Annotated in this window: 3 protein-coding genes; 2 read left to right on the forward strand and 1 reads right to left on the reverse strand. The window is 62.9% G+C overall.

What is annotated here, in order from left to right; genetic code table 11:
* Positions 1 to 272: 272 nt before the first annotated feature.
* Positions 273 to 824, forward strand: a complete 552-nt coding sequence (locus ACYVDE_RS18055; RefSeq protein WP_460502947.1) for a hypothetical protein — start codon at positions 273 to 275, stop codon at positions 822 to 824.
* A 140-nt stretch (positions 825 to 964) separates the two neighbouring features.
* Positions 965 to 1,219: a hypothetical protein gene (locus tag ACYVDE_RS18060; protein WP_460502948.1), complete on the forward strand. Its 255-nt coding sequence runs from the start codon at positions 965 to 967 to the stop codon at positions 1,217 to 1,219.
* Between the two features lie 129 nt (positions 1,220 to 1,348).
* Here the strand turns inward: ACYVDE_RS18060 and paaN are convergent, their stop codons facing one another.
* Entirely contained in the window at positions 1,349 to 3,004 is a 1,656-nt protein-coding gene (gene paaN, locus ACYVDE_RS18065) for an aldehyde dehydrogenase family protein (RefSeq protein ID WP_460502949.1), read from the reverse strand.
* Positions 3,005 to 3,330 lie beyond the last annotated feature (326 nt).

Consider the following 3,330-nt stretch of genomic DNA (forward strand, 5'->3'; position numbering starts at 1 on the left):
CTGGCGCTGCTACGGTCGGACTGACCGCCGGGCCGCCGGCCGTGCGGCAGCCCGTTGGCACCAGGGCCAGCCCGAAGTAGCCTGCCCAAGCAACCCAGCGCAGGCAACGGAGCAAAAACACGGCAGCGACGTAAAGGTGAACAGCACGTATTAAATATAATAAATCATACCCATCTATACAATACCTGCCAGCGGCAGGCTACGCTGGCCGGCCGCTACCTTCGCCCCCCAACCACCTAGCCCCAACCCAGTCGCCCGGGCCCGCTTGCCTCATGCCAACCCTCTCACCCGACCTTCGCCGCGCCCTGCTCGACCTGCCGCCCCGCGAGAAAGACCAGCTCCTCGTGCGGCTCGTGGCCCAGGATGCCGTGCTCACCGAGCAGCTGGCCTTCCGGCTGCTCGAAGGCCCGGAGGCGCTCGAAACCCGCCGCGCCACGCTGCGCGCGCAGGTCGACGACCCGGTGCGGGGCTTCCATCCCACCCCCAACGACCTGCTCGTGATTCTGCGGCAGCTACAGGCGCGGCTGACCTACCACGCCAAAATAACCGGCGACATATTTGGCGAGATTGAGTTGAGCTGGCGGCTGCTGCACAATGTGTTTCGGCACCAGGCCGCCACCACGGCGCGGCTGCACGGCCCCACTCAGCCCCTGCTCCAACACCTCACCAAACGCACCCACGAGGCCCTGAAACAAACCGCCAAGCTGCACGAAGACCTGCACCTGGAACTAGCCGAAACGGCCAACGCCGTGCTGGCCGCCCTGTGGCAGTCGGGTGCCGCGCCGCTGGCCCGCGAGCTGGGCCTGCCCCGGCAGCTGGGCTAAAGCTGCGGGCGTAGCTGCCGGGCTGGGCTACCACGCATATTCCCCTTGCGGAATAGCATCTTTTCGGGCTGAATAGTAGTATAAGGTCCTAGTGGCCAATGGCCGCTGCTGCTTACGTCCACCTCCAGCCATCAACTGCCATGAATAAGCTTTTCCTCCTGTTGCTCTTCGCATTCAGCCTGAGCACTGCCGGCCGGGCCGCCGCCCAGGACCGCCCCAAGGGCAACCTCAAACGAGCCTTCAACCACAGCTCGGAAGCCGGCAAGGGCAAAAACAACAAAGCCCACTTCCGCCGCGAATCTCTCCGCCCGGTTATCGATTTGAACCCGCACTCGCCCGAAAAATTCAAGACTGCCAAGGCCAACCACCATTATAAGTTCGCCAAAGGCCGCTAGCAAAAAAGGCCGCCGCTTCTTCCGAAGCGGCGGCCTTTTTTGCTAATGAAGAATTGAGAATGAGGAATGAAGAATTACCCGGTGATAATTCTTCATTCCTCATTCTCAATTCTTCATTAAGCGCAGCGTTTACGCCGGCTCGCGGAAGCCCACCCAAGTGAAGCGCTTGATGACGAACTCGGGGTTGGTGAAGCTGGCGTTGCCGGCGGGGTTGCCGCCCGTCACGTGGAAGTCGGAGAAGCCGGCGTTCTGGTTCACGTAGATGCCGCCGGTGAGGTTGAAGCTGACGGGCGTGCCGGCCAGGCTCATCTCGTCCATAATTTGCTCCTTGATGGCCTCGTCGGTGGTGTAGGCACCGCACGAAATAGCACCGTGCTCGCGGGCCAGTTGGGCGGCCAGGCGGATGCTCTCCTGCGTGTCTTTGGTTTTGATGACGAGCATAATGGGCCCGAACAGCTCCTGGCTGAACTGCTCCACATTGTCGGAATTGATTTCGTGGATGCTGGGCGAGCAGGTGCGCGCGTTCTGGAACACGGGGTTGTCGACGGTGCCGTGGGCGAGGATGCTGCGGCCGCCATCGAAGGCGAGCTGCTTCACGCGGTCGTGCGTGATTTCGCTCTGGATGGCGCCGAACACATGCGGGCCGGCCTTGGGGTTGGTGGCCAGGCCCGTGACGGCGGCCGAGATTTTCTGCACCACGTCTTCGTAGGGCACCAACTCGCCGCCCACCTTCACGCCAGCGGCCGGAATGAAGAAGTTTTGCGGGGCAGTGCACATCTGGCCCGAGTAGAGGCTCACGGAGAAGGCCAGGTTCTGGGCCACTTTGTCGAGGTCGTCGCAGCTGTCGAGAATAATGCTGTTGACGCCGGTTTTCTCGGTGAAGACCGTCTTGCCTTTCAGGCTCTCCACGTACTCGCCGAAGGCCGAGCCGCCGGTGTAGTCGATGAGCTTGATGGCGGGGTTTTCGGCCAGCTCCTTGGTGATGAGGTGGTCGTCGGCATCCACGGCCAGCTGGCAGATGTTGGGGTTCAGACCATTCTCCTTCAGCACTTTCTGCACCTCGGCCACCACGATGGCAATGGGCAGCACCGCCTTGGGGTGGGGCTTGATGATGGTGGGGTTGCCGGTGACGAGGCTGGCAAACATGCCGGGCACCGTGTTCCAGGTCGGGAACGTGGAGCAGCCGATGACCAAGGCCAGGCCCTTGGGCACGGCGCGCCAGGTTTTATTCAGCGCGATGCTGTATTTGCCCATGGGCTTCTCCCAGCGGGTTTCTTCGGGGAAGCGGGTTTGCTCCTCGTAGCCGGCGGCAATGGCCTCCAAGGCACGGTCGGCGGCGTGGGGGCCGCTGGCCTGGAAGGACATCATGTAGGCCTGCCCCGTGGTGTGCATGGTGGCGTAGGCAATTTCGAAGAAGCGGTTTTTCATGCCCTCCAGCGCTTCCGTGAGCAGGGCTGCGCGCAGGGCCGGCTTTAGCTTGCGCCACTCGCCAAAGGCGGCTTGTGCATTGGCAATCAGCGTTTCAGGCTGGTAGAAGGGGTACTTGATGCCGAGCGACTGCCGCTCGTAGGGCGATTCTTCCTGGCCGGCCCAGCCCTGGGGCTCGCCCTGCTGCAGCTCGGTGAAGTGCTGGCCGCGCATGGCGGCAAATTTCTCGCGGCCCTGGGCGTCGGCGTCGGCGCCGTAGATGTCGGGCGAAGGGTTTTCGGGGAAGGCGGCGTAGAACGTGCGCCCGTGCAGGGCCTGCACGGCGGCATCGAGGGTAGCCTGGTGCTTGTTAATCATCGGGGGTGGGTCGGGTTGATTTTAAGAAGACGTGTGCGGCCGCCGGGCCGCCCCGCAAGTTACGGCGAGCGGCCACATGCGGCGGCGGTTGGCATCGGTAAGGCGTTCGATGAGGGCAATTCTCAGCCCGCAGAGTCCGAACTCTTGCCTCGTGCGTACTGTATCTTTACTTACCTCCCTCCCACTACCCTTTGGCCTGATGAAAAACCCATTACGTGCCTTTCTATTCCTGCTTTTATTCGGGCTGAACGGCCTGCTCCACGCCCAGCCCACGCCGCCCACCATCCCCGGCCGGCTGGTGCTGAAGCTGCGCGCCGGCCAGCAGC

It is taken from the genome of Hymenobacter agri (assembly GCF_054778495.1).

Excerpts from the sequence above, each read along its gene's own strand:
- paaN (WP_460502949.1), bottom strand. The coding sequence starts at position 3,004 with ATGATTAACAAGCACCAGGCTACCCTCGATGCCGCCGTGCAGGCCCTG.
- ACYVDE_RS18055 (WP_460502947.1), top strand. The coding sequence starts at position 273 with ATGCCAACCCTCTCACCCGACCTTCGCCGCGCCCTGCTCGACCTGCCG.
- ACYVDE_RS18060 (WP_460502948.1), top strand. The coding sequence starts at position 965 with ATGAATAAGCTTTTCCTCCTGTTGCTCTTCGCATTCAGCCTGAGCACT.